Origin of the sequence: Bradyrhizobium sp. SHOUNA76, assembly GCF_023006445.1 — a bacterium.
Classification (GTDB): Bacteria; Pseudomonadota; Alphaproteobacteria; order Rhizobiales; family Xanthobacteraceae; genus Bradyrhizobium.
Genome location: NZ_JALBHA010000447.1, coordinates 1 through 5,433 on the forward strand (window position 1 = coordinate 1; position 5,433 = coordinate 5,433).

The window sequence follows — 5,433 nt, forward strand, 5'->3', positions numbered from 1 at the left end:
CCTGTCGGCGCCGTGGTCGAGCGTGTGCCGCGCCAGCGTCCAGCCGATGGTGCCGTTACGCAACGCGCGCACCTTGTTGGGCACGCCGGCATTGATCAGCGACTGGGTGCCGATGATGGAGCGGGTGCGGCCGGCACAATTGACGATGATGGTGGTCTCAGGATCGGGCGCGGCCTGCCCTGCCCGCAACACCAGCTCCGCGCCAGGTACGCTGACCGAGCCCGGAATGTTCATGGTCGCGTATTCGTCGAAACGGCGAACGTCGAGGATGGCGATGTCAGCCTTGTCGGCGATCAGCTTGGCCACTTCGTCGGCGCTGAACGACGGTGTGTGGCGCCGCGCCTCGACCAGCTCGCCGAAGGCCTTCGAATAGGAGTTGACGTCCTCAAAGACCTCATAGCCCGCCGCGCGCCAGGCCTTCAGCCCGCCGTCAAGCGCGCTGATATTGGTATAGCCGAGCGCGGCGAGGCGCTCTGCACCGGTCGCGACCAGCCCCTCACCGTCGTCATAGAGCACGATGGCCACGTCCTTGCGCGGCAGCCGCGTCTCGGCCTCGATCGTAATCCGGTCGGCGGCCATGTTGGCGGCAAACAGCGGATGCCCCGTCGCAAAGCCTGCCTCATATCTGAGATCGAGCAGCGCGATTTCTTCGCGCAGCAGCAGGGCGCGGCGGATATCGGCGGGGGTGACGGTGGGGAGCTTCATGGCATGGACCCTAGCAAGGACAGGCCATGGGCTTTTGAACCATCGCGGTGGTGTTGGCTAGCGATATCGGAGAGCAGGGCAACGCGCAGAGATCAGGCTAGTCGCACTCATATGTAGCGACGACTTGCGAAAAGTCGCGCCGGTCAAGAGCGTCCCGATCGATCCAAAAATGAAGCACACCGCCGACATCGGAGTGCCAATTAGAAAAAACGCGATCACCTTGTATCTGGAGCAATAACATGTCCTCCAAATGCACCTCGGTCGCATCCTGCGGGCCGCTGCCGTATCCCAGCATCTGATGAAGCGCCGTGGAAAATCGGCGATATTTTCCATCTCGCGCCTCTGGCGTCTTCCAACGATTCTGCCGCACGAGGTTCATAACGTAACTCGGAGGGGCATCTTCGGAAGCATCGACATCCTGCGTGAACATACAACGGATCGTATGATTGATGGCAGTACCGAGGTCGTCCACGATTTCACCCGCATACGTGCGTACCTGCCCTTCCATTCTCTCGTAGGTCTGTACGACGTCGATCCACCATGATCTGAAGGTCGCCTTTGTGTCCGGACTGACGTCATCCATCGGGGTCAGCGCCCGACACCGCTCGAGCCATCCGATCGCACTGGCGCGAAGACGCTTCAACTCTACGGTTGCTTCGTCGGCGAGCGGCTTGCCGTAATATCCAAGCGTCAGATCGCGCTGGACGTGCGACAAGACCGACCGAACCACGTAAGTGACCAGGAGCCAGTTGAAAGGCCAGTCCTCGTCCTTTTCGTATTTGGCCACGCTTCGGAATTGAAGCAGATCATTCTCCTGCGGCCCGCCTGGACCCAGCGCCTTGCATAATTCCTTGATCATGAGTTCGCCTCCGACGACATCCTCACGGAAGTAGAAGTCGCGGAACGGCAGGAATGAGATTGGATATTTGAACTCGACCTTGGAATGAAAATCGACGTCGGGATTGAGCCATTTGACCTGACGATCGCCGTTGGTCCCCGCCAGCGGCATCAGGTCTGGCGGTGGAGCGCGGTCGGCATGCGCGCCTCCGTCAGTCGGGCTGTAGAGGACGCGACACGGTGGATGTCCTTCGCCTACAAATACCGAGCTGCAGAAGAAATAGAGCGTGCCCCGCGTCGGAAGCGGCGACCAGCTGGCTCCAGGCACTTCAGCCAAGTCGATCTGAGCGACGAATGTAAGTGCAACGGTCTCCAAGGCCACGTCGGCTCTGACCTCCGTTGTGGGCCAGTCAAACTGCGGAGGCAATTTGGGAAGTCCACCGAAAAAGCTTCGCGCCGGATGCGTCAGCGGCACAGGCAGATCACTGCGTCTGACGAGCACCGCAGGCAGCGCCGTCTCTTCGATTTCGTCTCGTTTAGACATTTCCGTCGAAGTCCCCACTCACCTTAACGTGTGCGAGGCGCATCGAACCATTCCACGGTAGTTCAGACAAGAGCTTCTTGGGCGCCGGAAGCGATAGCTTGGACGAGTTCAGCCGCGGCGTGGGTGATTGGCGACCTTCCAAGCATTCGCCCAGCCGCCTGGAGTTCTCACTCGCCCGGAACGAGCCGCGCCAGTGGCGGCGCCGGTTGCCGCAGCCGGCGGCGCGACAGATAGAGCAGGATGCCGGTGACCGCGAACAACGGCATCAGGATCGCAGCGATCATGAAGGCGAGCTTGCCGGGCCAGCCAAGGATAGCGCCCCGATGGATGTCGTAGATGGCTGCGATGATCGTTTCGCCAACGGTCTTCTCTGCGTAGCGCTCGGCGGAGACCAACTGGCCGGAGACGGCGTCGATGCGGAATTCGTCGCGCGTGGTCTCGAGCAACGACGCTTTCCCCCACGATCGGATGCGTATCGTCGTGCCCGGCCCCGCCGGCAGTGTCAGCAAGGCCCTGGAGAACCGATCGCCCTCCTCGCGCTGGAACGTCGTCCATGCCCGATCGAATCCGATTGGCGGCGCCGGCTCGGCGCGGCTATCCGAGCGCGGCGGCTTTGTAGTCATCTTCGCTGCGGTGACGTGAGGACGTGCCAACAGCCAGGTCACGCCGTCCTTGTACCATTCGAAGGAGAAATACAGTCCGGTGAGCGTCATCGTTAGATAGACCGGCAGCACCCAGGTGCCGATCACGGTGTGCAGCGACCGGTGCAGTCCGCGGCCGCTGAGCCCGAGATTCGGCTTCAGCCACATCTTCAGGCTGCCCGCCCGACGCGGCCAGCGCAGCACGAGGCCCGACACCAGCATGACGATGAGGCCGATCGCGATGCCGCCGGTGATCGGACGTCCCCAGCCCTTGCCGTCGCCGGGAATGAGCAGCCAGCGATGCAGCTGGCGCACCGTCGCGAAGAACGCTTCGCCGCGGGGCGAGCCCAGCACGCGGGCGTCATAGGGATCGACATAGAGCGAGGCTGGCCGGCCGCCCTGCTCGTCGCGGCCGAAGCGGACATGGACCGCGGCCGACGGATCGCTCGACAACGTCACTGCCGAGACCTTGCCGAGGTCCTGCCCCGCTTTCAGCCGCGCCACCAGCTCGTCAGGCATCGGCCTCGGTACCTGCCGCGGCGCGACCTGCATGATGCCGGCGTTGAGATGGTCGACGATCTCGTCCTCGAAACTCATGACCGCGCCGGTCAGCGCGATCAGGGACACCAGCAACGCGAGGACCAGGCCCGCGACGGAATGGACCTGGAACAGGACCGCCTTGATGCTGTGCCCCAACCGCGCTGCCATGGCTAGAATTTCACCGTTGCCGAGAGCGAGACGCGCCGCGCATCACCGATGGCGACGCCCAGATTGTTCTGGGCAGACGTGTAGTAGACGGTGTCGAACAGGTTCTTGACGTTGAGTTGATAGATAACCGGCAGGGTCTGGTACTTCGTCTCGTAGGTCGCGAAAACATCCGCGACGAGATAGGAAGGCAGCACAAAAGTGTTCAAGGCGTCACCAGGCCGGTCGCCGACATAGCGAGCTCCGCCGCCGAGCCTGAGCTGTCCGGGAAGCACCGTGCCGAAATCGTAGACCAGATAGAGCGACGCCGTGTTCATCGCGACGTTCTGCAATTGCTTGCCAGCATATGTCGGATCCTGGGTCACACGCGCATCGGTGTAGCCATAGCTACCGATCATGCTCCAATTGTCGGAGAGCCGACCGGTGACGTCGAGCTCGACGCCGCGCAAGCGCACCTTGCCGGCCGCCGTATAGACGTTCAGGCCGAGCGCGGGACTGAACTGACTGACCAGCACGTTCTGCTTCTCGATGTCGTAGACCGCGAGCGTGCCTGAGAGACGCTTGTTGAGATCGAACTTGAGACCGGTCTCGTACTGCGTGCCCTCCTCCGGCGCGATGTTCGAACCCAGCACGAAGCCACCGCTGTTGGTCAACGGCGCAATCGTCGAGTTCGGCTTCAGCGACTGGGTGTAGCTCGCATAGAGCGAAAGCTGATCGGTGAGCTTGAGAATTGCGCCGCCGAGCGGCAATACCTTGTCTGCGGAGACGTTGGTATTGACCATGAAGGGCTTCCCGCGTCCGGCTAGCTGGTCGTAGTCCATGTAGCGCACGCCGCCGACCAGCGCGAACCGTTCGGTCAGATGCAGCGTGTCCTGGAAGAACAGCGACCACTGGCCGAGCTTGTCAGTCTGGGCGCTATCGGTGGGGGAAACGGTCGCGCCCGGTCCGATCAAGCCGTAGACGGGATTGCAAAAATTGAAGGAGGGCGTGGTCTGCCGGATCAGACTGTCGCGATAAATGGTTCGATACTGGCCGTCGCCGCCGAATACTACGTCGTTACGCATGTTGCCGAGCCAGAACCCGCCCGAGATGTAGGACGTCCCATAGCTCGAATTGCTGAGCGAGCCTCGCGTGCCGTCGTTGCTGCGCGTCTCGACGCCGGTCGTGGCATTGACGCCGGTGATGCGGAGCTGGTTTGCGCTGAAAGTCTCGGTGTTGTAACTGTAGCCCGCAAAGAGCTTCCAGTCCTGGTTAAGTCGATGCTCGACCGAGGCCTGGATCAGGTCGGACGTGCCCCAGGTATTGTTGAAGGGTTCGTCAAGCCGGCGCGTCTTCGGGATCGCCAACGGAGCGCCGTTGACAAACGCCGTGCCGCGATCGAACGGGTAGATGAACTCGCGGTGTTCGTAGTTGAGCTGGACCGTGGTGTCCTGGCCGTACCAGGCCAGCGACGGCGCCACCAGCATCTCGCGGTGGCGGCCGAAATTGCGCCAATAGTCCTCGCTGACGCCGTAACCGATGAAGCGATAGGCAAGGCCCTGGTCGCCAATCGGCCCGGTGACGTCGAGCAGGCCGTCGGCGCCGGTCTTGGAGGCGTTGAAAGCCGAGCCGAGCAGCGTGACCGAGCCGTGTTGATAAAGCTCCGGACGCTTGCTGATGGTGTTGACGATGCCGCCAGGATCCATGATGCCGTAGAGCAGCGAGGCCGGCCCCTTCAGCACCTCGACGCTTTCGACCGCGGGATTGAAGCTGCGGCCCTGCACGAGCGGCATGCCGTTGCGCATGATCGAGCCGTCGCGATTGTCGCCGAAGCCGCGGCGGATGACGGCGTCCTGGCTGCCGGCGAGCGTGTTGGTCTGGGTGATGCCGGAGACGTTGATGAGCGCATCGTCGATGTTGCGCGGCAGTTGGTCCTTCAGCACCTGCTCGGGGACGACGTTGACGGCCTGCGACGTGTCGAGCGGGGACGCGCCGCTGCGCAGCGTCGTCGCGCTCGGCATT

Annotated in this window: 4 protein-coding genes; all 4 read right to left on the reverse strand. The window is 62.6% G+C overall.

Annotation, left to right across the window (positions count from 1 at the left end; translation table 11 throughout):
• The coding region (locus MOV74_RS30340; protein WP_246930441.1) for a rhodanese-like domain-containing protein at positions 1–705 on the reverse strand (705 nt) is incomplete at its 3' end.
• A 97-nt stretch (positions 706–802) separates the two neighbouring features.
• Positions 803–2,086 (reverse strand): DUF1963 domain-containing protein, encoded by a 1,284-nt coding sequence (locus MOV74_RS30345; protein ID WP_246930443.1) that lies wholly within the window; start codon positions 2,084–2,086, stop codon positions 803–805.
• A gap of 167 nt (positions 2,087–2,253) precedes the next feature.
• Entirely contained in the window at positions 2,254–3,435 is a 1,182-nt protein-coding gene (locus MOV74_RS30350; RefSeq protein WP_246930445.1) for a PepSY domain-containing protein, read from the reverse strand.
• Between the two features lie 2 nt (positions 3,436–3,437).
• The coding region (locus tag MOV74_RS30355; protein WP_246930447.1) for a TonB-dependent siderophore receptor at positions 3,438–5,433 on the reverse strand (1,996 nt) is incomplete at its 5' end.

What these genes read in the sequence shown, in the direction of transcription:
- MOV74_RS30350 (WP_246930445.1), bottom strand. Translation starts at nt 3,435, where the DNA reads ATGGCAGCGCGGTTGGGGCACAGCATCAAGGCGGTCCTGTTCCAGGTC.
- MOV74_RS30345 (WP_246930443.1), bottom strand. Translation starts at nt 2,086, where the DNA reads ATGTCTAAACGAGACGAAATCGAAGAGACGGCGCTGCCTGCGGTGCTC.